General features: G+C 56.1%; 18 protein-coding genes and 3 pseudogenes. 12 read left to right on the top strand and 9 right to left on the bottom strand.

What is annotated here, in order from left to right; all coding sequences use genetic code 11:
- Positions 1–112: 112 nt before the first annotated feature.
- A complete protein-coding gene (locus EXE52_RS08745) occupies positions 113–637 on the top strand; it encodes a hypothetical protein (RefSeq protein ID WP_137703658.1) in 525 nt (174 codons plus the stop codon).
- Positions 638–690: 53 nt separating this feature from the next.
- Positions 691–1,839 (top strand): signal peptidase I, encoded by a 1,149-nt coding sequence (locus EXE52_RS08740; protein WP_137703657.1) that lies wholly within the window; start codon positions 691–693, stop codon positions 1,837–1,839.
- 1 nt (position 1,840) lies between these two features.
- Here the strand turns inward: EXE52_RS08740 and EXE52_RS08735 are convergent, their stop codons facing one another.
- On the bottom strand, positions 1,841–2,764 hold the full coding sequence (locus EXE52_RS08735) for a DUF5305 domain-containing protein (RefSeq protein ID WP_137703656.1): 924 nt from the start codon (positions 2,762–2,764) through the stop codon (positions 1,841–1,843).
- An 862-nt stretch (positions 2,765–3,626) separates the two neighbouring features.
- Here EXE52_RS08735 and EXE52_RS08730 point away from each other — a divergent pair.
- From EXE52_RS08730 to EXE52_RS08715, 3 genes are all read left to right on the top strand, one after another.
- Complete coding sequence (locus tag EXE52_RS08730; protein ID WP_137703655.1) at positions 3,627–4,160, top strand: hypothetical protein; 534 nt, start codon at positions 3,627–3,629, stop codon at positions 4,158–4,160.
- On the top strand, positions 4,153–4,650 hold the full coding sequence (locus EXE52_RS08725) for a hypothetical protein (protein WP_137703654.1): 498 nt from the start codon (positions 4,153–4,155) through the stop codon (positions 4,648–4,650). Before EXE52_RS08730 ends, EXE52_RS08725 begins: the two co-directional genes overlap by 8 nt.
- A gap of 278 nt (positions 4,651–4,928) precedes the next feature.
- Positions 4,929–5,525 carry a site-specific integrase gene (locus tag EXE52_RS08715; RefSeq protein WP_137703653.1) on the top strand — a complete coding sequence of 199 codons (597 nt, stop codon included), beginning with the start codon at positions 4,929–4,931 and terminating at the stop codon, positions 5,523–5,525.
- 91 nt (positions 5,526–5,616) lie between these two features.
- Here the strand turns inward: EXE52_RS08715 and EXE52_RS08710 are convergent, their stop codons facing one another.
- Together EXE52_RS08710 and EXE52_RS08705 are read right to left on the bottom strand one after the other, a co-directional pair.
- Positions 5,617–7,296, bottom strand: coding sequence for a hypothetical protein (locus EXE52_RS08710; protein WP_137703652.1), 1,680 nt, complete (start codon positions 7,294–7,296; stop codon positions 5,617–5,619).
- 23 nt (positions 7,297–7,319) lie between these two features.
- Positions 7,320–7,928 (bottom strand): hypothetical protein, encoded by a 609-nt coding sequence (locus tag EXE52_RS08705; RefSeq protein WP_137703651.1) that lies wholly within the window; start codon positions 7,926–7,928, stop codon positions 7,320–7,322.
- 802 nt (positions 7,929–8,730) lie between these two features.
- Here EXE52_RS08705 and EXE52_RS08700 point away from each other — a divergent pair.
- Together EXE52_RS08700 and EXE52_RS08695 are read left to right on the top strand one after the other, a co-directional pair.
- Positions 8,731–9,375: a hypothetical protein gene (locus EXE52_RS08700; protein WP_137703650.1), complete on the top strand. Its 645-nt coding sequence runs from the start codon at positions 8,731–8,733 to the stop codon at positions 9,373–9,375.
- Positions 9,376–9,493: 118 nt separating this feature from the next.
- Complete coding sequence (locus tag EXE52_RS08695) at positions 9,494–13,051, top strand: PGF-CTERM sorting domain-containing protein (protein ID WP_137703706.1); 3,558 nt, start codon at positions 9,494–9,496, stop codon at positions 13,049–13,051.
- A 209-nt stretch (positions 13,052–13,260) separates the two neighbouring features.
- Here EXE52_RS08695 and EXE52_RS08690 read toward each other — a convergent pair.
- Positions 13,261–13,398: pseudogene (locus EXE52_RS08690) on the bottom strand (IS5/IS1182 family transposase); the annotation flags it as partial.
- A gap of 133 nt (positions 13,399–13,531) precedes the next feature.
- Positions 13,532–14,008: pseudogene (locus tag EXE52_RS08685) on the bottom strand (hypothetical protein); the annotation flags it as partial.
- A 539-nt stretch (positions 14,009–14,547) separates the two neighbouring features.
- Between EXE52_RS08685 and EXE52_RS08675 the strand changes: the two are divergent.
- Both EXE52_RS08675 and EXE52_RS08670 read left to right on the top strand, forming a co-directional pair.
- Positions 14,548–17,757 carry a DUF5817 domain-containing protein gene (locus tag EXE52_RS08675; RefSeq protein WP_241988227.1) on the top strand — a complete coding sequence of 1,070 codons (3,210 nt, stop codon included), beginning with the start codon at positions 14,548–14,550 and terminating at the stop codon, positions 17,755–17,757.
- Between the two features lie 779 nt (positions 17,758–18,536).
- Positions 18,537–18,623 (top strand): annotated as a pseudogene (locus EXE52_RS08670) (IS5/IS1182 family transposase); the annotation flags it as partial.
- A gap of 1 nt (position 18,624) precedes the next feature.
- On the opposite strand, the gene EXE52_RS19155 reads toward EXE52_RS08670, so the two are convergent.
- The gene (locus tag EXE52_RS19155) at positions 18,625–19,086 is read right to left on the bottom strand and encodes an HNH endonuclease (protein WP_137703649.1); all 462 of its coding nucleotides are present in this window, start codon (positions 19,084–19,086) and stop codon (positions 18,625–18,627) included.
- 294 nt (positions 19,087–19,380) lie between these two features.
- Between EXE52_RS19155 and EXE52_RS08660 the strand changes: the two genes are divergently transcribed.
- Positions 19,381–19,812, top strand: coding sequence for a TRAM domain-containing protein (locus tag EXE52_RS08660; RefSeq protein WP_137703648.1), 432 nt, complete (start codon positions 19,381–19,383; stop codon positions 19,810–19,812).
- Between the two features lie 65 nt (positions 19,813–19,877).
- Here EXE52_RS08660 and EXE52_RS08655 read toward each other — a convergent pair whose 3' ends face one another.
- Both EXE52_RS08655 and EXE52_RS08650 read right to left on the bottom strand, forming a co-directional pair.
- On the bottom strand, positions 19,878–20,225 hold the full coding sequence (locus EXE52_RS08655) for a DUF6788 family protein (RefSeq protein WP_137703647.1): 348 nt from the start codon (positions 20,223–20,225) through the stop codon (positions 19,878–19,880).
- Between the two features lie 657 nt (positions 20,226–20,882).
- Positions 20,883–21,578, bottom strand: coding sequence for a nucleotidyltransferase domain-containing protein (locus tag EXE52_RS08650; protein WP_199239139.1), 696 nt, complete (start codon positions 21,576–21,578; stop codon positions 20,883–20,885).
- Between the two features lie 247 nt (positions 21,579–21,825).
- Between EXE52_RS08650 and EXE52_RS08645 the strand changes: the two genes are divergently transcribed.
- Positions 21,826–23,103 carry a hypothetical protein gene (locus EXE52_RS08645; protein WP_137703646.1) on the top strand — a complete coding sequence of 426 codons (1,278 nt, stop codon included), beginning with the start codon at positions 21,826–21,828 and terminating at the stop codon, positions 23,101–23,103.
- Positions 23,104–23,321: 218 nt separating this feature from the next.
- On the opposite strand, the gene EXE52_RS08640 is transcribed toward EXE52_RS08645, so the two are convergent.
- Positions 23,322–23,981 (bottom strand): hypothetical protein, encoded by a 660-nt coding sequence (locus tag EXE52_RS08640; protein ID WP_137703645.1) that lies wholly within the window; start codon positions 23,979–23,981, stop codon positions 23,322–23,324.
- Between the two features lie 667 nt (positions 23,982–24,648).
- On the opposite strand from EXE52_RS08640, the gene EXE52_RS08630 reads away from it, so the two are divergent.
- Entirely contained in the window at positions 24,649–24,945 is a 297-nt protein-coding gene (locus tag EXE52_RS08630; protein WP_137703643.1) for an ArsR family transcriptional regulator, read from the top strand.
- The last annotated feature ends 73 nt before the right edge of the window (positions 24,946–25,018 follow it).

Here is a 25,018-nt window from a genome sequence, read left to right as displayed (position 1 = left end):
TGACGGCCACGACTTCAGTCGGGGGTCACTGACGCCCCCGCCAACTGTCCCGATCGAGGTTGGTGAGCGGAACCACTATATGTCAGTACACAAATATCTAAGGCGGTAGACGATGGAACCTGACACGACGAACACGGGAATGCGAGATGACGCCACAGCGCTGGTCGATCGACTCGTGGCATCATCAGTTGTGACTCTCGATGATACCGGGTCGGATCTCACTCTCACCGAGTCATTTCGCTCGAACTGGCGTCAACGAATCGAGCATCTTCGGGGTCGGGACCGCACCGAATTTTTGGGTCTCCTTCTGGACACCGACCCTGATGTACTAGTCGTTGATGAGGATGAAGACGAATCAACGGTGACAGTAACTAACGAGTCGACGACAATCGGCACTTGGCCTTCTGATGGTGCGCTCATCGCAGACGTGGCTGCGTTCATCACGCTTGGAGAGCACGTGCCTGGATGGGATGACCTATCTGGTGCAGAGCGTGACGAACTCACGGCCAGACTACGTGTTTTTCTTGAGGTGTGCCCGGTCTGCGATGGTTCGGTCCAGGTGACGGTTCAGTCAGTAGACGGCCATGACCGTCCGACCGTCACCTGTGAGGCATGCGAGTCGATCCTTCTTGAGTAACCGATCGATTGTGAACATATACGATAATCACGCAGAGACACCCGACAAAGAGTATGCTCCAAACAACAGCTGAACGCGCCGGGACTGCACTCTTAGTCGTTGTGCTCGTCTCGCTCGTACTTGGCCAGGTGCTCGGACAGCCGGTCTTGTTGGCGTACGTTGACTCCGGGAGCATGGAGCCGACGATCGACGAGGGGGATGGCTTTCTGACGATGCCTGCAATCGTCACCGGCCCACCAGCCGAGGGTGATGTGATCACGTTCCGCGCACAGGAAATCGAAGGTGGCGGACTCACCACACACCGGGTTGTCGAGGAGACAGGTCAAGGGTACATCACTCGTGGGGACGCGAACCCATTCACCGATCAAGACGGTGGCGAGCCCCCGGTTACCCAAGATCGGATCGTCGCCACAGCCGTCCAGGTCGGTGGTACGGTGATCACGATACCTGGACTCGGAACGGCCATCGAGGCCATCCAGGGTGGACTCCTCACCACTGCTACCGCTATCGGCAGCGCAGTTGGACTTACCGGGACTACTGCACCGGGGTCAGTGGGCACCTGGGTGTTTGGACTGGGGCTCGTGTTGTTCGTGCTCTCGTTTCGGCCCGATGACGACGAGGAGCTCGAACGTGACGTGAGCCGCACGACAGACGATGCAGGGCTCAATGGTCGGGTCGTTGCGGCCGTGCTGCTGGTGATCGTGTTGGTACCGGCTAACGCCGCAATGGTCCTCCCGAGTGGCGAGACAACGATAACCGTCGACGGAAGCGAGGTTGCCGAGGCTGAGAGCGTCGCGCCAGGGGATCCAGTAGAAGCAGCGTTCGACGCCCAAAACAACGGGCTGATCACGCTGTTGTTGATCTTCGAGCCGGCCGACGAGGACGTGATCGTAGAGCCTACAGCCCCGGGCATCCCGAGCGGTGAGAGTGCGACAGCCACCGTAACCGTTCCCGCTCCCGAACCATCGGTCGACCGCGACATCGTCGTGAGAGAGTATCGGTATATCGTCGTCCTGCCGGAGTCTATTATCCTCGCGCTGCACGATATTCACCCGTTCGCTGCACTCGGAGCGATCAACCTGCTCATCGGCGGCGGTTTCGTCGGCTTCGTTGGCGGGTTGATCGGCTTCGGCGACGTCCGTATTCGCGACACCTCACGAGAGCTTCCGCTGCGCGTGCGGGTCAAACAGTGGCTACGGTGATTCACTCCGCGTCCGGTGGCGCGTTGCGGCTCGGATCGCGAGTGCGGTCGTCGGGTGTTGTGCCGCCGGTGACGGCCGGTGAGTCGTCGGTGTCTTCACCGCGTGCGGCCGCAGGTGGATCGTAGATGTACCGCACATCGTCATCAAGTACCACGAACCGGGGTGTCGCATCGGGGCGCTCGATCACCCGCCGGTCGCTGTCGATGGCGACGTTGGCCAGATCACGCAGCGAGCTCAACTCAACGATGGTGCGCCCCTCCCGAGGTGGGACCGTTCCCACCGATATCCACTTGTCGAGGTCCGACCGGGCCTGTGAGTACTCAAGACGGACACGCTCGGGATCCGTCAGGGCAAGCGTATCCTCACGCCAGGCGGATCCGGTGGCGACCATTCCAACGACTCCAACAATAATGAGGACCGGACCACCGTACTGCTGGAGCGGGGTTGGCCCGGCCGGTACCTCAATCGTCTCGGTCGCCTCGTACGTCTGGCTCTCTGTGAGCGACGACGAGACGGAGTAGGTGCCTTGACTCGGCTCTAGTGCGAGTCGGTCGGTGCGGGTGTCGACGAAGCGATCGTCTGCGACACTCGCCTCCAGTGTGGTTTCGGCGACGACCGCGATGCGGGTGGTTCCCGGAGACGCACCCAATGCGTCCTCAATAGCTGTGACGCGCTCGTTCAGTTCGGCGACGTCGGCGTCGAACGAGACGCGCCGAGTCTCACCAGGCTCAAGTGAGTCAATCGAGACGCTGTCGATAGGACGGGTTTCACGCCAGTAGGCAGGCGGCTCAGTGGTCTCTCCCTGGTCTGAGCCACCGCTCTCGTCGATGGCTTCGAGCACCAACCGGAGGTCCACGGTCCCGCTTGCGGTCTCGGCGTCTCCACGATGGGTGACGAGGTACTCGCCCGTCAGCTCAGGTGACACACGGGTGAAATACAGCGATCGGTCTTCGAGTCGCTGACCCTCGGTGAAGGTGAACGTGCCGTTCGTGACGACCGCCGCGTGGGTGAACGTCGCGTTGGCGCTCCAGGTGCCAGTCGTCTGTGTCTCGGTCGTCGTCTCCGGAGCGGTCTGTGCCCCGTAGACGAGGAACCCACCGGCAGCAGTGATTAGCAGGAAGACAGCGAAGATGGCTGGGAGGTACTTCTGAAGTACCGACCGATCGCCAATCGAGAGGGCCTCACGAGGCGTGATTCCGGCGCGAGCAACTATCTGCGTGACGATAGAATCGCTCTCGAAACGCTCAGATCTGTTCAATTTCGAGTCGAAACTGTCCTTGTTACGTGTTGGAGTAGTGAACGAATCTTCGTCTGTCTCTGATTGCCCCTCCTCATCACTGGAGGCGTGCTGATCACCCCGACTCACGTCGTCGCGGTCGTTCGAGTCGGACCCCGGTGACGAGTCTCTGTCTTCACTGGTGCCCCCGTCTGGGCGGTCGTCTTCAGTCATGTTCTCAGCGTTGATATCGAGTGCTTCGAGCTACGAGACGCGCTTCTATTACCGTTCGAGTGACTAGTCGTGTGGCAGTGTCCACAGAGCGTAGAGAGATCAACGGTGCGACACCGCGGACGTGGCCACGCGTGACGGCAACTCCTCATACCACCGACAGTAGTGGGAGCGGACTTCACTCTTTGGTTAGGTCGTCAATAGCTTGGTTCGTTACTTCCACCTCGGTTCAGGCACCATTTCGCGTTGATAGATTATCAGTTTTGAAAATTGTGTCAGCCGATAAGTTAATATCGATAGACAGTATTGATATTTCACACACCAATCCAGGATCCCTGATATGTATGCCCCCCACACTAACCGAGAGGACGTGTTCAGTCTGCTCAGTAACCAGCGGCGACGATATGCGGTGCGGGCGTGCCAGCAGCTCGAGACCCCGATCGAACTCGGAGAGTTAGCGGAGTACGTTGCGGCCGAAGAGTGCGACAAAGACATCTCGGCCATCACCGGTGAGGAGCGCCGCCGTGTATACACCTCACTGCAGCAGGTGCACATCGATAAGCTCGAGGAGGCAGGTGTGATCGAGTGTGAGCGAAAGACGATCACACCGACAGAGCGCTTAGAGGAGTTAGAGTTCTACTTGGAGGTCGTGCCCGGCGACGAGATCCCGTGGGCGCAGTATTATCTGGGACTCTCCGGTGTGGCTGGCGTAGTTGTTGTGGCGGCGTGGCTCGGCGTGTATCCGGCGGTCGTTCCGGGGCTCGGATGGGCGCTCGGCGTCGTGGCGTTGTTTGCGATATCGGCCGCGGTTCACTACTATCAGACGCGACGGCATCGGCTGGGTCTCGGTCCCGGGGTGATCGGAAATGAGTGACGACAGTGATCTCCGTAGCTACACACGGCGTGGGGCATTGGGATTGATGGGAGCTGGTGGAGTGTTAGCGGCAACAGAAACGCTTGGATTTAGTAACTTCACTCGAGATAGAAATCTCAATATTGCTGTCACCAACGATCTCAACTCGCTTTTGAAAGTATATGTTGAGAATGAGGCCATTGACGGGCAGACGCTTAACAAGGAGTCGGTGACAGTGTATTTTGAAAATCAGTCGGATATTGAGCTGACCGACATAGAGATAGACATCAGCAACAGCGGGGGAGGATCGGTGGAGTATTATCCTTCATTCAGCGATGCGACTGACCCATTATTTACAATCAGTTCACTCTCTCCCAATGCTACTGAAAATATAACAATCTCGACGCAGAGTAGCGGCACAGCTGACATCACACTTGATGTCTCGTCCGACACACTCCCAGAGCTGTCCATTGAGCTAAGCCGCGGTTTCCACATTGACAATTCTTCTTGACATCCTCCTCCGGCTGGAGCTGGAGTAATCCCGAGTGTTGGGATATTAGCGTTTACAGGCACCTATTTTCTCCTATTGAATGTCTTACTCTCGTAGTCAAGCGGGAAGACTCCAGTCTGTGCTAACCAACCGGTACTTATCTGACCCGTCGGCGGACTCTGCATTATACTTCTGCGAATATTTACCGCACCGTTCAGGTATGCGTTCATCGCCGTCTTGCACGACGAACAGACATATAGACCGGGCTCCATGCGCATAAACATCATCGGTATTTTGGGGTGTTCTTCAGGGATTTCCTCAGTCGGGATATCATCGATGCGTTCGAGACGCCAAGCAAGCGTGCGAAGCCCACGGAGGTGCCGTTAAACGACGACTTCCAGTTGTTTTACAGCGCGTTGGCGAATCCGATGTACAAGACGGCGTTCCTCTTCGCGGCGACGTCGGGGTTGCGGCTAAGCGGACTCTGCCAATTAGCAATAGACGACATCGACGAGGACAAGCGGATGGTCGTTCCTGACAAAGAGTCTTCGACGAAGGAAATTTGGCCCACCTTCTATAATCATGAGGCCGCGGAAGCGTTCGAGCAGTTCAGAGAAGAGTGTGACCCCGGTGACGACCGCGTCTTCCAGACAACAAAGCAACCCCTGAATCGCAAGTTCCGGCACGTGTCCGAGGGGTTCAGTCTAAAGGTCACGGTTCAGCGGCCTCGGCGGTGGTTTGCGACCGCGGTGAGTCGGTGCGGGGTGGACGCAAAGTACATCCATACCTTCTGCGGCCGGACGCTGTCGTCAGTACTGGAGAAACACTATCTCGATTACTCGCCGGACAGGCTCAACGAAATCTATGATGAGGCTGGGCTCACCGTGCTCAAATAGCGCTGTCGCTTGTTGGTGGGTGAAAGAATGGAAGAGGGCGGGTAGTTAGCGAGAGGTGCGAAGCGAGAGTAGATGACGTACCTATCCTAACTCACACAACCTCGAAATTCTGGATAATGATGTCGTTACTGGACAAGTCAGCCCAGGTGCTGGCATCACTACTCTGGTTGAAGTTACCCACAGCGAGGGTCAGCTCTTGTCCCGAATAGGCGTCAGGGACGAAGAAGTATGCTTCCCCACCACTGAGAATGACGTTAACGTACAGCACTTGGCCAGTTTCAAGCACGTAGGCACCAGAGATGGCATTATCACCCCGATTCACCGGAGTATAGGAGTTGTCCGTGTTGATATCATCCGGCTCGATGTCCACGCGGACGTACCCAGGCGGTAAGCCGCTCCCCGAGGTTTGCTGACTGGCAATGCTCTGGCTATCCAGTCCGTCAGTGTAACTATCTGATAGGGCGAGATACCCACCAGCCACTGGATTACCCGCGTCCAAGTCATCGGTAAGCGCCTGCGTAAACTCTCCGTCGGTGGTCACGGGTACGGCCGCTTTTAATAGATTATCAGTCTGCTTAACTCCCGGCTCAAACGTGTTTTCTGACTGGATAGCCCCGAGGTCAACCCGCCCGTCGTCGTCCACGAAGGTCGGAGCGTACTGGTTTCCAAGGAAGTTGTCAGCGTTAGCCTGGAAGGTGTTGTCTTCAATCGTCTCGGTGACACCAGCCCCGCTTCCAGCTTGGATGCCAACGGCCGGATTGTCGGTACCAGTACCAGCGGTCAGGTCAAACGTGTTGGCCGTTAGCGCGACTGCCGCACTGTCGCTGACACCACCAATATCCACGGCGGTCGTGCCGTCGCCGGCTTCAACGGTGAGGCCGTCAACGGTCACGTCATCGGCGTTAACGTCGATGACCGTACCGCTGTCCTGCGTAATCGTCGGACTTGAGCCATCACCGGCTTCGAGTGTCAGGCCCTCGACACCGATTGTCACTGAGCCAATTTGATCGGTCCCGACCTGTATTAGATCCCCTGTGTTGGCCCCATCCACCGCAGATTGAATCGACGTATGGGTCGTGTCCTGCGTGACGTTCACGATTCCACTGTCACTCACCGTCGCATCGGTCGGGAACTCATTGGTGAGGTTCGGCCCAGCGCGGAACCGGACAGTCCCCTTGATATCTTCCGGCTCAGTTGTGCTGGCTGTCTCCAAGAGAATCGCAAAGTAAATTTCGCTATCGTGCGCGACATCATTAAATATGGCTTGACTGCCACCAGAAACGACCTCGGTGGTAGAATTATCACTCCCAGGATCGACCGTCCCAATAAACGTGAGGCTGCTTTGTGGTTCGTTAGTTGAGTCTACAGCAATATCTTCCAAATTGATGGCGATATCGATTCCATCGTTGCCATCGTCGTCACCGGGGACGGTCTCAAAGTTGTTCGTGAGTTTGAACGCGACTTTCGCGTCGTTTCCGACCACAGACGCACTGCTCAGATCTGACGGTATCCCATCTCCGGCTGTCTCGCCAAGTAATACGGTCGATCCGACACTAAATCCTTGATTGCCACCGTTTGTAAGGCGTTCAGTGTCGATAACAAGCTGGCCACTTCCGTCTGTATCAACCGATCCAACCCCGCTGCCGGGTGTGAGCTGAAGCAGTGCGGCGCTGTCCTCGTCAATACCGATCGTGACGCTCCGTTCCGCTTGTACTTGGGTGAACGCACCCGACCCGAAGACAGCCCCAGCACCAGCCGCAGTGGTTCCCATTCCGAGGAGGAGACGTCGTCGGTTCATGATTCTGGCTCTGGCTCTGCGCTAATCGTTACATTACCCGTGAAGTCATCCGGATTCGTTGCTTCATCAGTGTCAATATACAACGCAAAGTAGATCTCGTCCTCGTGACTCATGGTATAATGTGTACTTTGATGCGTTCCGTCTGACCTTTCAATTACCTGTGTCTCTGTAGCCGACTCGCCATCGTACTGCGTTCCAATAAAGTAGAGAGAAGCGTCGAGTGTTCCGTCACCCTCCTCACCAGCTGCGCTTATCTTATCTGTATCTATCGTGACCCGAACCTGATCATCACTAGTCCCTCCAGGAACAGTCTCGAAATTATTTGTTAATTTGAAAGCAGCATCACTATCTGTATCCGTCACTACGTTGTCACCAATTGAGGTAGGATCTACAGAATCAGCAGGGTTTCCCGAGCCGTCTTCTATCCGGCCAATTTGAACCGTTGCCCCGACATTGAACCCTTCTCCATCTGTACTCAGTTCCGTCGTGTCAATGACGAGCTCCCCAGTGCCATTGACATTATTATCCTCGGAGTCATCATTGTACACCGAAGCAACGTTATCGCCGGCGTCCAACGCGAGTAACGCGCTGTCGTCTTCGCTCACGCCAATAGTAAGGCTTCGATCCGCCTGCACCTGTGTGAACGCGCCCGAGCCGAATACAACACTCGATCCCGTTGCCGCTGCCGTCAGTCCGATCAAAACGTTTCGTCGATTCATACGGTGTGTCACCGTACAAGACAGTCATGACTGCCCACCACTTATTCATGAGTTAGCACAACATCCTCACCGTTGCCCTGAACCTCAGGCCATAGAGTGATGAGCGATGTCACGCACACCCGTATGACGCTCATGGGGCCCCTGAGATGTCCTCATATGGTCACAATACACCTCCTGGCCCGCGTGTAAGCGCTGTCTTCTTAACCACTGAGTGGCCGAACAAGTAGATACTCAGTAGCTGTCGAGAATCCCAATCGGCGAGCAATCTTCTCTCTTGATACAAACCGCACGCGCAAGGCCATAATTCGCGATTTCAGGTACGCACTGATCCGGTTTGGTGATACTCACTCACTGCCTGAATTGGCGTGGCAACCGAAGCGGTCACCTCAGGCCACTCATTAACATAACCGTCTGTCCACATACATGACCCAGACGCCGAACTGAAAACCAACCCTACTCACATGCTACGACCACGACACAGCCTGATGGCTTACACTCCCACACGTGACCACAGCGGCAACACAGTCTCGGCGCAAGTGCCACCAGAACTGTCTCTTCTCCCGTGGCAGCAGAACGCGTGGGCACGTCAGCGACCCACATTTCACCATCAGATGAGGGTGTGCAGTAGACACAGTACACCGGTCAAAACTCGAGAGGGCTCAGGTCGGCTACAGATGGAGGACACACGATGGACCTAAACAAGCGGACGATACTCAGCGGCATCGGTGCAGTGGCAATGGGCGGCGCGACAGTCTTTGGCTCGGGCGCGTTCACCCAAGTCGAAGCAGATCGGACATTCAATGTGACCGTCGCCGGAAGCGATACCGAATCCCAGTTAGTGATCGAAGATATCGGCCGCGAGTCTACCGCAATCACCACGAACGAGGACGACGGGACGTTCACAATCGATGCGAGTGGAGCCCAGCCGGGTGCGGTAACCACGTTCGGTGAGTTTGCCACGACAGCCGACGCAACCACGCTTGAACAAGGTACCTTCGCTGTCCGGAATGCAAACGAGACTGGAGAGCCTATTGACCTCACACTTCAACTCGGACTCGACGGGAGCTCAGAGGCCGTCGTCACGTTGGCTGCCGCAGTTGACCCAGCAAATGATACAATCCAAACGACCGATACAACCACTGGTATCGATGGCGGAGAGTCTATCTCCCTAGTAGATATTCCGTCTACAAACGCCGAGAGCACCAGCGACGGCGAGGCAGAAGTCGAATGCGGGCTTGTAATCGATACGACCGAAGGGGGAGTCGGTGAAACACTCAATCTCACGTTTGCGGTCAAAGCCGTGCGCTCTGCTGTCACAGATGAACCAGTATAATTAGTATGACACGAGACACCGCCACAGCGCAGCCACCGCACATCTTACGTTTAGCTGCTCACCACACAGTGGGCCGGCGCAATCCTGCTGACAAGACACCACGTCGCTGGGGGCCACAATGAGACGACTCCTCCTCGCACTCGCCGCCGCCGTCCTCGTCGTCGGGTCAGTCTTCGGGACCGGTGCAGTCGATGACATCGTCGCCGATGATCCGACCGTCACGCTTGACGACGGCGTGATTCTCGAGCCCGCGGACACCCCAGAGGGGCAGACCTACGTCCGCGGTGGCGACGGTGAAGACGTCTCTGTGTCGATCGGTAACCTCAGTCCGGACGCGACGACACAGGTCGATGACCTCGTCCGAGTGGCCTTTGACGACGCGAACGCCACGCAAGCACGCGTGTACGTCACAGACGGAGGCAACGAGAACGTCCAGATCGTCGCCACGAGTGCTGACGAGGAAGTGAGCTTCCTCCAAGCAGAGAACCCAGAGGAGCCGCTACGTGTGCCGGTCGAAGGCGAAGATAACGCAGTCGTGATCCCCGCGACAGAAGGGACGGCAAACGCGAGCGTGCTGCTCGGCGCGGAAGTGGACGCGACCGGTGACACCACGAGTGTCGACATAGACGATCTCACCTTCGTCGCCGAGATCCCTGCCGACTTCTCGATTGAGGCGTTCGAACCGACCCAACAGACCGTCGTCGAAGGCCAAGACATCACCCTCCAATCGACGGTCTCGAACGTCGACACGGTCCAGTCGTTCAGAGAACTGGAAGTCATAAACACCACTGGCGAGTCGTCCACTACCATTGATACCGTTGAGGGTCGCTCTATCGACGCCGGCGCAAGCGGATTGAACACCTTCACGGTAGAGACCGCGACCGTCGACGAAGAGACGCCCCGAAGCTTCGAACTCGTTGTTCGTGACTCACGCATCGCGGCTCGAAACCCGGTGAACGAGGCGCAGGCTATCGATGCCACCGCAAGTACCGAGGTCACTGTCCGACCAGCTAACCCTGCCCTTACACTGTCAACCGACCCGGCGTACGGAGCTCCGGAAGCCGTCTCGGTCGCATACCAGGCCCAAGAGACCTTCCAGGTTCAAACGTTCGAGTACGAACTCGAGCTGCTCGAGGCCGATAACGAGACCAACACGAATCTCGAAGGGACGATCGGCACGGTACCCGTTGAGGATCTTGCGGCGACCGACACAGCGGCTGGCGAACTCCAACCGGCTGGAAGCCTCGACACCGAGCTCGTTGATGGCGAGTATCAGATCACCGCAACCATCGATGAGGGAGAGGACGGCCAGACGGTCACCGATACGACCACCTTTACGATCGACTCTGGTCTCCCGTCGATCGACACTACGATCACCCGTGAGGTCGGGAGTACCCAGCGACCAGCTGAGATCGACGTTGCACTCGACTCGGAGAACGCCAACTCCGGAACGCTCCGAGTTCGTGATGGCGGCCCCGATGGTGAGATATTGTTCGAACAAGACATCACCGGCGCGTTCGTCGACACTGAAACGGTCCAGTGGGACACGACCGACCAGGGCGGCACACCAGTCGCTGACGGCGAGTACACCGTGGTCGTCACGGCGAGCAACGACTTCGACGGCACGGTGAGCCGGACACGGACCGTGACGGTCGATAATAGCCCGCCGGTCGTGGAGAACGTCGCGGTCGGTTCTGACGTCGCGAACGAGGAGGTCACCGTTCGAGCTGACGTCTCGCAGGTCAACAGTCCTCTCGAGGATGTGCAACTTGGTCTCGAAGCCGACTTCACGTCCTTCCAGACCACGCCAGAGACCGCGAGTATCGACGGTGAGAGCGGAACTGTTGAGGCGACAGTTGACGTCACTGCCCTTCCAGCCGACGGTGACTACACCGGTGTGGTGACTGCCACAGACACCGCAGGCAACGATGCTGAAGACACTGGCGGGTCGGTCGCCGTCGATACCACGGCACCAGTGGTACAGGCGCGTGCAACGGGATTAGGCACCGAAGACGGCTCACTGGAACTCGAATCGAGTGAACCGGTGAGTGTGACAAGCTTGGAGGTGACCGTGGACGGTAGTGACCGGTCACCTGCTCCAGAGGCGTTACCCGCCGACAGTGCAACCGAGTTTAATCTTGGCTTTGACGCGAGCGAGGGGACCGGTGATGAGACGACTTACGATATCACCGTCACAGCAGAAGACCCCGCAGGCAACTCGGCGAGTGACAACGTAGAATCAAGCGTCCTCAACACACAAACCGACGAGAACGGGACTGCGAGGATTGATCCATCGAACACTGAGGGGCTCATCATCGTCAACACTACTGTTGACGACGAACCGATCGTCGCCGAGATCACACAGACAAAGGCCCCGCCTGCTGGTACGGAGGTCGAAGAGAACCAAGTCCCAGCAGCCTTCATCGACGCGGGTGTAGATGTCGATCCTGAAAACATCATCAACGCCTCCATTCGGCTGCCCATTGACAGCGACCTCGTTGTCGACCCCAATGCTGGCTTCGATCCAAACGACCTCGTCATTTACCGCTCACCCGACGGTGACACTGGATACCAGCCAATTGAGTCGACGACAGCGGTCGACACAGACGGTGATGGAGAGATTGATGAACTTCGGGCCACGTTCCCCGGATTCTCTCAGTTTACCAGCGCTGGGACCGTCACGAACCCACCCAGTATTACCGACACTGCTGTTGAAGAAACCGCTGAAACCGGTGGAACGGTTACCAAAATTGTGACCTTTCAGTACGAGCCGGCGAACCCGTCAGTGTCGACGATAGATGTCCCGGCAACCGAGATCAATGCCACCGTCGACGGTACGCGTCTAACTCGTCAGATAGACACTGATAACGCACGCATCGAGATCAATGGGACTGCTCCAGACGAGACGATAGAAGTGACACTTGACGTCGCTGACAACCGTGGTAATGTTCGGACCGAAACGGTCACGCTGAACCCGCCTGAGCCGGCGGACACCAGTAGTAGTAGCAGCAGTAGCGGCGGAGGTAGTCCCCTCATCGGAACGACCTCCACGTCAAAATCCATCACCGACGCCGACGCTGATACGCCGGGAATAACGGTCACCCTCAGCCAGACTGCTGTCCAGTCGATCACGTTCGAGAACGAGGACCTCACCGGTGTGGTGTCTGTAGACCAACTGGCGTCGCCGCCAGCTGGAGCCCCATCGCTTGGAGAGCGACCGTTCTTGACCGGCTTCGAGGTCGGCACCTCAGCCGAGTCTGATGACCAAGCCGCGGCCATCGAGCTTGATGTGCCGAGTGATGAGGTCAATGCTGCATCGGCTGCGCCCGAAGACCTCGTCGTGCTCGCGGTTACCGGAGATGGCTACCAGCAACTTGAGACGAGCGTTGTTGACACCGAGACCGACGTGACGCTCTCTGCAGAAGCCTCAGACCTCGGTGCATTTGTGGTCACGACTCAAGCCGACGATACTGCTGATCAACCAGCTGCCTCCGATACGGACGAACCAACCGGCGAACCAGCGAACGAGACAGACGAGGCTGCAGACGATGAGCCAATGACCGATGCTGAAGAACAGGCCGATGGTGCCACTGAAGACGGTATCCCCGGCTTCGGCCCACTCGTGGCCGTCCTCGCGCTCGTCGCACTCGCACTCGCAGCGCGCAGAAAACAGTAACTACCACCCGCGATTCGGCTATTTTTTCGCTGGCAATCGCACTCTCGAGCACCGCGTAGGTCCCACGGTAGCCAGATCATACTGCTGTCGTTGTGGGGCCGTGACTCAACTCGCATTCACAGATGTCCAGGTAACGACTCAAAGCTGAATACTGTCAACGATCGCGGATTCCTCGACTCAGTGCTGGTTTATTGCTCGTCTCAGCCCGGCCGAACTTCGCCCATGTACTTCAGCCGATTCGGCGTTTCACGGTAGCTGTGACCTTCTTCGAGCCGAAAGCAGTGCAGAACAACGTGGACCCAGCGGGCGAACCCGCCGCTGGCGGGCTCGCCCGCGTGCTTCCCCAACGCTTGTTTAGCTAGGTGACGGCACTACTCGACAAAGTCGAGGAGGTCGACTTCCATAGGCAAGAATCGAATTCCTCGGATTCATCCTTCTAAACCCGTGATATCGGCTAAATAGATCGCTCTTCAACAGAGCAACTTCTTCAAGTGCTGTAACCTCGTGACGTTCCAGCGCGTCGACGAGCAAGAGCGCATCCGCGTAGACATCAAGATCAGGCTCTGTTCGCTCGTCGGGAGCTGAGTCAGGAGAGGCGCTTTCACCGAGTAACAGGGAGGTCGTTGGCTCCTCCGTTTCGATGATCACACCCTGGTCGTCGTTCACCTCGAATCGTGGATGGAGACTCAATACTGCCGGGTATGGGTCGGCATCGGATGGGAGTCGGTCAAGTTCAAAGCCGTCCTTAGAGTCAGTAACCTGCCGATACAGTGTCTCGAACTGGTCTTGCTGGAGAGGTCTCGACTCACCGCTGTCAGCAAATCTGATGATGACACGGTGTTCCTGGACGCCAGTGACCTGAAACCGATCGTTCGAGAGTGGTGTTCGGAACGTGGCTCCTTCCGGGAGTTCATCTAACCGCTCAAGGAGATCGTGCCAGCTGACCCGAAACGACATATTCGTACTGAGACCGTTGGACGCTAAATGCTTGAGGCTGCTTACAGAGCTCACAGCGGTACCCGAGTGCGTGGACTCTGATCGGATGAATTCGTAGGAGGGCTCCGACGCGGAACTCACCCTAATTGCCAGTTACCTGCTTTAGAGGCGTGTAAATCACCCGAATACGGATACCGAGACGAAGTAACAGTAATTGTATGTATGTCTGACGCTCGGCGTGAGTATTAAGACGGAGGCCGGCGCAACATCGCAGTATGCACGGCTAGGCGATGTTTAGAAAGGGGGGAAGTTCCCCTGTTGGCAGCAGGGGCCGCTTGGGAAGGGACAGGATGGCACCTGTCCGAGGAATTCTCCTACTCCTCATTTCTTCCGAAGTGGTCTTAATGGTTGCGGTGGTGAGAGTCATCTCCGGCTTTCGCCGATAATCTGACCTGCTGTCTCTGAGACGGCCGATTACCCGATCTCGGCCGTAGCGTCGAGCACGTGCGCGGAGAGCGCACTATGCAGGACCACCCGGCTCATGGAGGTGTGCCAGCGGCGTGAGTCGCTTCGCTGTCGTTGGCTGTTCCAACTGTAGCCAACACTGGGTCATCGAGGACGCCGTCAGTAGTGGAGCTGCTACCGCTCGTGAGTGCCCCCGGTGTGGGAGTCAGCACTCAGACGATCAGTTGCGACGTCGAGCGAGAGCGGACACGTGGGAGAACGCTGTTGAGCAACGGTCGGCGCTTCTCGCGACCACTCGCAACGCCAGCGCTGAGTTCGACGAGGTTGACCGCTACGCCGATCTTGAAGACGAGTGGGACCGCGGCCTCGTCGGCCAACCGCTCGGCGTCCAAGTGCTTACAGGGGCCTTCTCAGACGACCAGCACCTCGACACAGAACAAGGAGAGGCACCCGACAAACCCGATCACAGCTCTCGTCAGCTTGGAGATCTCCGCTGTGATGAGGACGCGGGCCTCTGGATGGTTCAGCAGTACCCAGCTGTGTCGTCTGGGACAGTCCGCCTCGATAAGGAAAGTCGGCCGGGTGAACTCTGGCAGCGTCTTGTTGGGGTCCTCGAAGCCGATATTGCGCTCGCCGTGCGCGAACTCGTCGGTGGTGTCGCTGATGGGGTCGCCTGGCAGAGGCTTGAATCGATTATCGACGATCAGCTGGGGGCAGTCGACCGAGAGGCGCTTCCAGACGCAGAGAGCCTGAACGGGTCGATCGTTGCGTCCACGCTGTTGAGCCTGTGTAAAGACGTCGAGTCCGAACAACACCAACAGGCGCTCGAACTGCTCGAGAGCTTTGGGAGCGCAGAGTTCGGCCCGCTTGGCATCGGGTTCCCTGGTGAGCTTGCGGATGTTCGCCGGGTTGTGAAGCCGTTGCTCGCAGCCGCAGACCATACGCCGACACTCACCGTGCGTATCAACGAATCGTTCCGAGAGATCGACCATGCTGACCAGCGCCGGCAGATCGTCCAGCTGCTCAGCTGGCTCGGGCACGGTGTGGATGTTCGCGTTGTGTTCGAGTCGTCCATCTGGATGCGGCGCTTCGCTTGGAGTTATGATCCGGAAATCGACGTCGACGAACTGGATGGGAACGTCCCGGACGTGGCAGCGTTCGATGTGAGTTCACAATGCGATACAGGCCAGCGCGCTCACGGAACTGTCGACGACCACGTTGCGGCTGCCTGTGAGGCGCTTGAGACGGACGGTGAGGTTGTCGCAACCCTCGCCCGTATTGGGGCGGAAGCCGGCCAGACAGCTAGCTACGAGGCGCTCTATGAGGCTGCTCCGTACGACGACCCCGACCAGTCCCGGAACAACGTCGCGTACCACCTGCGGCAGCTTCGCGAACACGAACTCGTGACCGATCGCATCGCGACCAGCGACGGGAGCAAAGTCGCAATTCGCCCGGCTGGCGTGCGCTTCCTCGAAGAAATCGGCCGATCTGGGACGCGACAGAAACCCCTTCAGAATGTTGTGAGTCGGACCGGAAAATCCGCCGACAATCTGGAGTCTAGACCCGCGCACACACGTGAGAGGGGGACCGGCTGGAGCCGCGACCGCCTCCCAGCACTCCACACCATCCAGCCGCTTCCCCGTTCTACGTACCAGGCCGCCGTCGCGGCGACCCCCGAGAATGGCGTCGCAACCGTCGATGCGGCGGTCTCCGAGTGGGACGATCGAGCGGCTCCCCGCCGCTACATGGACTGGGACGAGAATCGCCTCGCTGTGGCCGCCGAGGTCGACAATCCGATGCAGTGGGCGGTCTGTACTGCTCGCTCGTTGGGTGATATATTTGTCTGGAACAATCTGCTAACTGACGAGCGGCTCGACGAGAATGGCGACTTCCGGCGGCTCCTCCAGGAGGCACCTGGCGTTCTCCAAAATAGTGCGTGCCTCGGCTGGATTGCTGAGGAAGACGAACTTGTCGACGATATCGATGAGTTTGGCGACCGGATACAAGATGTCCTTGAGGAGATCTGCGAAATGACGCGGGACATGACTCACGGCGAGTACCGCGAGTATAACTCTCGGACAGCCTTCCGGACGAAGATCCTCACCGAGTCTCTCGGCGTGATCGGCGTGATGACCCGATTGCTGGACTTCGCTGGCGTCGACATCCTCCGTATCGGTCGGATACCCCGGTTTAAGAGCGATTTTGCCGATGAGAAGCTCTCAGCTATCGCGAAGTTCGTTGGGATCAACTCGGCGATCGCGTCGAAATACGGGATGGCATCGGTGTTCCGGCAACTGTTCGAGGACCGTGACGAGGTCCTCCGTTGGTCGATGGACGTCGATGTCGACGCCGCAGAACCGTTCGGTGAACTCATCGGCTCGTGGTGTCTGTTTGCCGATTACGGCAATCGCCAGGAAGTGTTTGCTGAGAAGCTTCGATCTAACGTTTCGCCGAAAGATATCCGGGATGACGCCCCCGAGATCGGGGTCCGCGTCCCTGTCCAAACGTCCACGAGTCGGGCGCAGTACCGGAATTTGCTTGAGGAAGCGCTCAAGGCGAAGAATCTCCTCGCGACTCCAGAGGCAGTATCGGTGCTTCACGGGTTGTGCCGGTCGCCACTGGCTATCGCGAACGGCGTCGCCCGAGGCTTGGAGCCGGAAACCGAGACGCGACACATCCGGTCTGTCGAACTCCGGCGCATCATCGCAGCCCTGTCACCAGAACAGGTCCTCCGGGATGCGTCGTCGACGCCACGAAAGGCGCTCGTGGCGCTTGCTGACGCCGATGAATTCGTGACGCAGTCAGCACTCGCGGAGAGAGCTGGTGTGTCGGCTCGCTCTCTTCGTGACCACCTTCCCGACCTCGTCGATGCTGGGATCGTCGCGACGGCAAATGCTGGCTATCGACTCCAGCTGTCGTTTGAAGAGACGGACCGCGGCGACGGAAAACTGCCTGAACGGTACCGGGATATCTACCCACAATGGGTGAGCGATCCGACTGTTAGCAATGACGTCCACGCTGCGGCTGGAGCGTTACGGACAGCTCGGGATCATCACGGACCGGATGGACCAGTCTCATCAGAGGAAGTCGGCTTCGCTGGCGACGTCTTGCTGGAACTCACAGAGCCGTGGCCGTTACTCGATGAGGTGCTGCCAGCGCTGTGGGCAGTGACTGCGAGAGCGTGCTATCGAGAGGACGCTACTGTCGCTGGTGGCGCTCTGGTTGAACGCGAGACTGAGATAATGGGGAGACGTCCGCGTCAGCTGAGTCTTCAAGAAGCGACCACTGGGAAGCCTATCAGCTGAACTCTGGAGGAGTTTTAGCGCCTGTCACCGATGATTTGTCGAGGCTCGGCACCTTGTCCTCGCTATCATATACCTCACGAGATTGTTGCGCCATATGCCGTTCCTCCTAAATCGCTCACCAACGTTTACCCCGTTTATTTCGTCTTATTTTCGATGAACTAGCCAGTAGATTGAGCCTGCGTATTGACCAGCATAAATTCTGCCAGTTCGAATGTATGTTCCAACAGCGTGCGAGACACAGCGCGAGCCTTGTACCGAATTATCCTCAGAATCAATCAGACAGGATCACTCACTGCACAAAGGGTAGAGAACGTTGTGGTCGTCAGAGGCACACGTACTCCTACCCCAACACAAATGAGTAGTCAATTCCAAAAAATTCTTGTTATGTATACAAATATTACTACAACTTTATAAAACACTCTTGTATTTATTACACTCTGTGTGCTTCTCATAATCTTCTGACATAATGTGGATTAGTTAGTGCGTTATCCGATATGCGAGTCCTCTGTATTGACCGAGCCGACCTGCTAGTTTTCAGAGGAGCTTCTGTTCGAGATACGCGCGTTCTCTTCAACACACACTAGATTACCATCTCAGAGGACCGTAAAACGCGAGATTTAGGTACTTTGGGTAGCTTATCCTCGTGATACTTGATGATCGAGATTCCTGATTCGCTTCGCTCTGTATTCAGTGCTCAACTCGAATGCCGTGTTGAATAGCGATCTAATCGGCAGATATTACTGAGTAGAAGAGCGAAGCCGAGGAAATCGATTCTATCCATGGAAGTCGATCTCCTCGACTTCGTTGAGTAGTGTCGGCACCTAGTCAAACAAGCGTTGAGGAAGCACGCGGGCGAGCCCGCCAGCCTCAATCTGGATAATATCCATAAGTGTGGATAATATATTGCCCCACTATAGCACACAATAACAAAGAAAGTGAAACCGCTAAAAGCGGATCCCCTATTACCCATGACAAGGAGAAAATTAAGCCTATCCACAAAATGAGAAGGAAAACTACCCATTTGAAATCTACAAGCTTCTGGTCGAATTCAGGTTCAGATCTTGTCCCGCCACGATAGAGGCCGCTTTGACGGGATTTGTCAGTTGGGGCCATAGCATTTGTATGAATAGCATTGTGACAGTCCTTACAAAGCGTCTTCAGATTTGAGATATTGTGTGAGCCACCCTTCGAGACTGGTACAATGTGGTGAGCGTGTAATTCGATGTCCCTTGGAGAATTGCCACCAGCTTTACAATTTTGACAGCGATAGCTGTCACGTTCGTAGACTTCGCGGCGGCGAGTATTCCAGTCAGGCGGATAGTTTCGCATAAGAATTTCGTCAATACAGTCTCTCTGTCCAGTTACTTAAATTATAACAAAGGATTATTCATAACCTTTCAAATACAGAAGCATTCATTCGATTGTCTTGAGGTTGTTTCAGGGGAACAAATAGATACTCGAATCCGACAGGAAGGGGCGCGTTGTGTCTACCGCAACGGAATAAAAGACGGACCGGACGGATTGTTATACGTGATGCATCAACTGCTCTGAATGGCGGTAGTTTGTAGCTCGGCTAAATCTGAGCCACCTTGTGAGCGGTTGGGGGGGGTGGTCTCAAATCTGGTGTCGCTTCATCATCGCTTGGAGGGCGCTATTCAACACAGCAAACTCGAAGAACGTGATGGGTCATATGTCGTCGATATTCCGGCGAGTGAAATCGAACATGACACGCTCGCTGCCAACGAAACGTACCGCGTCGCGATCTTGGCGTCGGAATCCTCGACAGACCAGAAGACTCACCAAGAGCAACAGCAATCGACTACACAAGATACGGCTCCAACGTCGGACGGTCCTCCCGTAGACGAAGGTGAGGTCCGCGACGTGACGATCGAAACGACTGGTGATCAGGGCGACGGCATCGCGAAGGTTGAACGCGGCTACGTCGTGATCGTCCCCGGCGGACAACCAGGTGATGAGCCGACAGTCGAAATTGAGCAGGTCCAAGAGAACGTCGCGTTTGCTAGCATCGTCGCACACGACTCACGGGCGCTCTAACGTCGATTTATCACCGACCGCCTGTAGGGCCGGCGTCGTCGAATTTTGGCCGTCTCGATCCACTCCTACTCACTTCCGGGTTTCCCGACGTACTCCGATTTCATCGTCCCATTCTCGCGATAGTAGCGATAGAGATACGGCCCGTGCATATCCGCGGGGTTCCCGCTGGCGCATTTACAGCTGTCATCACCACAGGTGACCTTCTCTTTGACAACGGTTCCGTTGCCGCCGTTATCAGGCTCGTCGACGGGCTCGGCAGTCTCGGGAAGTTCGTCGGTGTCGACCGACTGGTCACGGTATTCGATAAGCGCCTCGACGTAGCTTTGTACCTCTTGGAGTGTTTCCGTATCCTGTTTCGGGAGCCCCTCCGCGAGATACTTCGGTAGCGAGGCCGGTGGTGATGGCTGCTTCATACCTTATGTAACAATTGGAGCCACTTTAGCGCTTGGATGATACATAAGGTATTGAACCCACTCTACCAACTGTGAGCTCTTCAGCGATCACTCGATATCGTAGGCCGCAATCTCGTGAGAACCACACTGTGGGCATTCATCGACGCCCTTCTCCACGCTGTATCCACAGTGGCGGCATTCGTGGTGAACTGTTGATGACGGCTCAGGTCTGACGATCTGCTGGATGAACTGTTTACTGAGCATCGGTGGGGTCAACGATCTCGCCACAGCCTGGACATTCGGCCCACACGCCCGGTTCTCCGTCAGTCGTTTCATAGTGGATGATTGCGTGTCGATCGGTAACTGTCTCGCCGCAGAATGAACAGCTGCCACGGACGGTCTCTGGGTCATCAGTGGTCATTCTCACGAGTTCACGGGCTACTTCGAGGGGGAGAGGGAGCGTGTGACACTGTTTTGGAGCTGATCCGGTTGTTGAAACCGACTCAGCGGTGCTCCCTCTGCTCAAAATTAGAGACTCTGTGTCTTATAGTTCGGGCAAGCGGGGCGAAAGTACTGTTCCGAGACAGTAGCGTGACCGCGGATCATGAGTAGCCATCTCGCTCGCGGCGTCATAGAATAGTTCACAAGCCCGGATCAAGATCGCTCAATACAGACCTGTTACTCATCGCTACCACCCTCCTCGAGAAGGAACTTTTCGACCGTCTCAAACTTGTTAGTGCTGTAGATCGGGATTCCTGAAACGACAATTTCCCGGATGTCTTCGGTATACGTGGGGATCGCTTGGACCGCTTCAACGTCGATGTCGTACGCATACCTGTTGCCGTCGAACTCGGCGTCTTCGAGGTCGCGGCCAACAGCGTTCGCCTCCCGTTGGTTTGGGGCTCGTTCGTTCGTGGTGAGCACCCAGAGGTCAATGTCACTGCGACGATCGGCTTCGCCACGCGCCACGCTTCCGTAAAGGACGATTCCGATGACGCCGTTGAGACGGCCAGAGAGCTCGTCGACGGCGGCCTTCACGGGTTTGTGGAACTCTAGTTGCGGTATTCGGAGGAGAGGATCGTCTGGAACAGTGAGTCGGTCGCGGTTAATCTGAACGAGCCGTTGATTACCCTCGGGCGATTCAACCACTAATCCGTTCTCTATGAGGGTATTGACCGCTCTCCGAACCGTCTGTTGGGAATGGTCAATCTGGTCAGCTACCTCACGCTGTGAGAACTGTTTGAATCGGTGGTTCGTTAAAAATAGCAAGATGTCGTTCGTTGCCTTGCTTTTGAATAAATCTGCGTCTGAGGCGGGTATTGGAACAGATATGGACACACCCTGTGTGGGGTTCGATTCTGTCTCATGGCTCATGTGCCATGAGACGGCTCACTACTATATGAACTTTATATATAAATACGGGCTGTAGTTAAGAACAACCGGCTTTGTTGAAGCAAACAGTAATTGACAGTTTTGCTTCCTCAATCGCTCAGTACAGGTCTCTCACCGATTCCAGAAACTATTCCTCCAATAACACTATCACTGACTAGACTCAACAGCGTGAACTGACCAAATGCCGTTCATTGCTACGTTAGACAGCCGACGAGTAATTCCAGAAGGCGTGGAAGACGGAACGACGGTTCAATGCCCAGACTGTGGTGAAGCGATGTTTCCATGGGGTCCGGCATCCGACGGTACTGCTCGCCACTTCAAACATCACAGTCGTGAAAAGGACTGTGACGCAGTCGGCGGTGAAAGCGCAGTCCATGCGAAGTTGAAGAGCCTCGCTGTATCACAACTCCGGATTGAATTCAACGACCTCGAACGTCACGGCCCGGAAATCAAACTTGATGCACCGGAGAGTGATGAGACGAAATACCGACAGGCAGACGCATTAATCGAATTTGAGGGGCGCGATCCTCAGTTGGGAACTGGGTTGATCGCTGAAGTCCAGTACCGAAACTTCGGAAAAGACAAATCAGATGTCCTCGCCGACTATCTCGCTCAAGACTATGCAGTTGTCTGGCTCTTTGAAGATGACTTCTCTACCGAACGGTGTCTTCTCGATGCCGATAGATTCCGTGACCGAGCGCAGAACGTCGTGTGGCCTGACCACGTTGCGCCACACACCGATTGGGAGCCACAGTTCGAAGTAAGGCAGATCGGCGAGTATCAGAGCGAAGTCCCGGCGACGATGCCGACGGAGTGGCACCATGACCTCGAACGCTCTGTGTGGAACGATCGACCATGGGAAGAACGATTTACTGGCGAGTCGGACCCAGTGAATCGCGCGCTCGTCGAATGGACAATGGAAGATGACGTCTGGAATCCCCAGCAGTCCGTTCCGGTGACGATGAACCTCTCAAAGTGGCTCGCAGACGACGGTGTAGTACTGTTCGTGAACTTCGAAGCAGATTACCCTGATCAGCACAAGCGAAATGGGCCAACTGTCACTGAACGACTGGACCATGTCGTTAGTCAATACGGGATCGACATGGCCTACGACAACATCTTCTCAGAATTCGATATTACTATCGAGTCAGTAACTGTATCCTCCCCGAGTGAATGGGACACACAACTTCGATCGAAGAACCGGCAGTTTAGATTCGTTCCTGCGGATCTCTATGAGGAGTACGTCACAGTATGGGAGGACAACGAGAGTGATCCGCTGCGAGATTCAGGGGAAGAGAATACAAAGACCTACGATGTCGAGAAACCGGTTTCACCTTTTGAGGACGTTCAGTGCCAGAATTGCGGATCGTATACTTATGCACCTTCCGCGGGTGAATATTGTGGAAAATGCGGTACAGCGTACGACTGGGTGTGGAACGTCAAAACCGGACGAATTGATTCTGAGTCGATTCCTGACTCGATTTCTGTGAGATTTAACAGTTCATAGTGACGGGAATCAACTCTTGTGCTGCGACGGTCGCAGTTTAGCAGTTCGCTCCCGCGTTCAACTTAAGATAGTCCATGGGGTTTCTAGCATCTAGTGTCGGTCAGTACGCACACTCGTTTTCACGGCTAATTCGGTTGTGAGATCCTGAAATAAACACTGTGACAAGAGTTCTAGTGTACCCTCTAAAGACAGATGGGTTACTCGCTTTAGGCAAGCAATCACCCAAAGTTGTAGTCGGCGTCGTAGGCGTTGGCGTACTCGTCGTTGCCGTCTCGATCTGGCACGTAACATGGCCCTCGTCCGCCACTGAAGAACACGGGTGCCTCGATGTCCAGTTCGCTCGGTCGCTTCAGTAGGTATGGCAGGTGATTTCGGAGTTCGCTCACGCATGGTTCCCGACGAGTCCGGAACGTACCCGTAGGCGGCCGGTGTTCGGTCAGTGGTGGGAGTGAATCCTTGGATAGATCACCAATGGTGACGATCCGGACATCGAGCAGTTGGGCAAGACACCACGCAGGTGTGGTCACGCCCCATGCGACGACCAAGACGGGCATCGCCCGAGCGAGCAACGCTCGGTGAGAGATAGACGCGACAGCCTCGCGTCCGACTAGGGTCGTGTGCCAATCTTTGCACTCGGCGACGATGAAGTCATCTGGATCGTTACGCATTCGAGATCGCCGCCCGATAACGTCAGTTTCGAGCCCGAAAAGATGCTTATTGCGGGCCGTGTGATATCCCCATCGCTCAAGCGCTTCTGCGAATTTCTTCTCGAGCCACCGCCCGTTCACAGGGTCGTGATCGACATCGATATCGACCCTGTCGTCAGTACCACCTAGTGCGTCGATCTCTGTGCGGAGTTCGTCTCTGAGGTCACTCATGTTGCGCGTCCTCCGTTCGGGTAGCGGCTGCTCGTACTGCCGTGTGTTCGAGCGCAGTTGCGACGGCCCGTGCTTCCGTAGGTGTGAGTTCTGCGTACGTCGTTCCCCAACCGCCGCCGAAACTGAGCGTGATTAGTGACGCGTCATCCTCGTCTTGACTTACTTGGATAGACCCCTCCGTTTGTGTGATGGGACGATCGCGTGTGACGTGTGTTTCGAGATCGATCGCGGGCCGTGTCATTATGCCTCACCCCTGTCCTTCGTCTGGAGAGTCAGTGGTGTCGTCGGAGTTGCTGAACGCGGCCGCACACGTGTGCAGTGCAGGCTGCGGAAAGTAGCGTCGCACCTAACGTGGGGGTTTCCATAGAGGAGGCAGCCATGGTTGTGGGCGTTCGGTTCGCTAGTCGTCTCGCAGGGCTTAATCCCCGCAGTCGGCAGTATTAGCATGATTCTGTGGTTTCAGCACAGGACCCGACCGGCTGGGTGGTGATGTCACCGCAGCAAGGACTCCTACAGTTTCTTACAAGCCAAGAGTTCACCACTCGGGTTCCATGGTTTCTGAAAAGAAACGAAATATCTTATAGTTAATGGATAGTCCAAGAAGAACTGAGGTTTCTTTTTAGACCTAATAAGAGGGGTAAAGTTTCCACATGGAAATATCGTTTCCATGAGGAAGAGTGCGAGCTGGATGACTATTTGGGATGATCGCATTCTGGAGATCATGCGGGAAGATGGTCCTACCTCTCCAACTCCGCTCTCCAAACACGATTATATCCGTATTGGCAAATCTGGAGTCTCAAAACGTTTGAACCGTATGAGGGAACACGGCCTCATTCAGGAACTAGGTAATGGTGTCTACTCGATCACCGCAACAGGAGAATCATATCTCGACGGTGAAATCGATGCAGAGGATCTTAGTGAAGATAACGACTCTAAAAATGGTGACGAGAGTGTTGAGGCCTGAGTGTATTTAAGATATCAGCGAACCAAATGACACACGTAGGCGATCGCTATCCTAAGTCATCACCTTCAGTTGT

Origin of the sequence: Halorubrum sp. CGM4_25_10-8A (assembly GCF_005435025.1) — an archaeon.
GTDB classification, from domain to species: Archaea; Halobacteriota; Halobacteria; order Halobacteriales; family Haloferacaceae; genus Halorubrum; species Halorubrum ezzemoulense.
The sequence above is the reverse complement of the archived record's forward strand: the minus strand, read 5'-3'. Positions and strand labels throughout refer to the sequence as shown.

Coding starts and splice junctions, on each gene's coding strand:
- EXE52_RS08655 (WP_137703647.1), bottom strand. CDS start 20,225: ATGAAGCAGCCATCACCACCGGCCTCGCTACCGAAGTATCTCGCGGAG.
- EXE52_RS08640 (WP_137703645.1), bottom strand. CDS start 23,981: ATGAGTGACCTCAGAGACGAACTCCGCACAGAGATCGACGCACTAGGT.
- EXE52_RS08630 (WP_137703643.1), top strand. CDS start 24,649: ATGAGGAAGAGTGCGAGCTGGATGACTATTTGGGATGATCGCATTCTG.
- EXE52_RS08740 (WP_137703657.1), top strand. CDS start 691: ATGCTCCAAACAACAGCTGAACGCGCCGGGACTGCACTCTTAGTCGTT.
- EXE52_RS08730 (WP_137703655.1), top strand. CDS start 3,627: ATGTATGCCCCCCACACTAACCGAGAGGACGTGTTCAGTCTGCTCAGT.
- EXE52_RS19155 (WP_137703649.1), bottom strand. CDS start 19,086: ATGCGAAACTATCCGCCTGACTGGAATACTCGCCGCCGCGAAGTCTAC.
- EXE52_RS08650 (WP_199239139.1), bottom strand. CDS start 21,578: ATGAGCCATGAGACAGAATCGAACCCCACACAGGGTGTGTCCATATCT.
- EXE52_RS08745 (WP_137703658.1), top strand. CDS start 113: ATGGAACCTGACACGACGAACACGGGAATGCGAGATGACGCCACAGCG.
- EXE52_RS08710 (WP_137703652.1), bottom strand. CDS start 7,296: ATGGGAACCACTGCGGCTGGTGCTGGGGCTGTCTTCGGGTCGGGTGCG.
- EXE52_RS08725 (WP_137703654.1), top strand. CDS start 4,153: ATGAGTGACGACAGTGATCTCCGTAGCTACACACGGCGTGGGGCATTG.
- EXE52_RS08700 (WP_137703650.1), top strand. CDS start 8,731: ATGGACCTAAACAAGCGGACGATACTCAGCGGCATCGGTGCAGTGGCA.
- EXE52_RS08695 (WP_137703706.1), top strand. CDS start 9,494: ATGAGACGACTCCTCCTCGCACTCGCCGCCGCCGTCCTCGTCGTCGGG.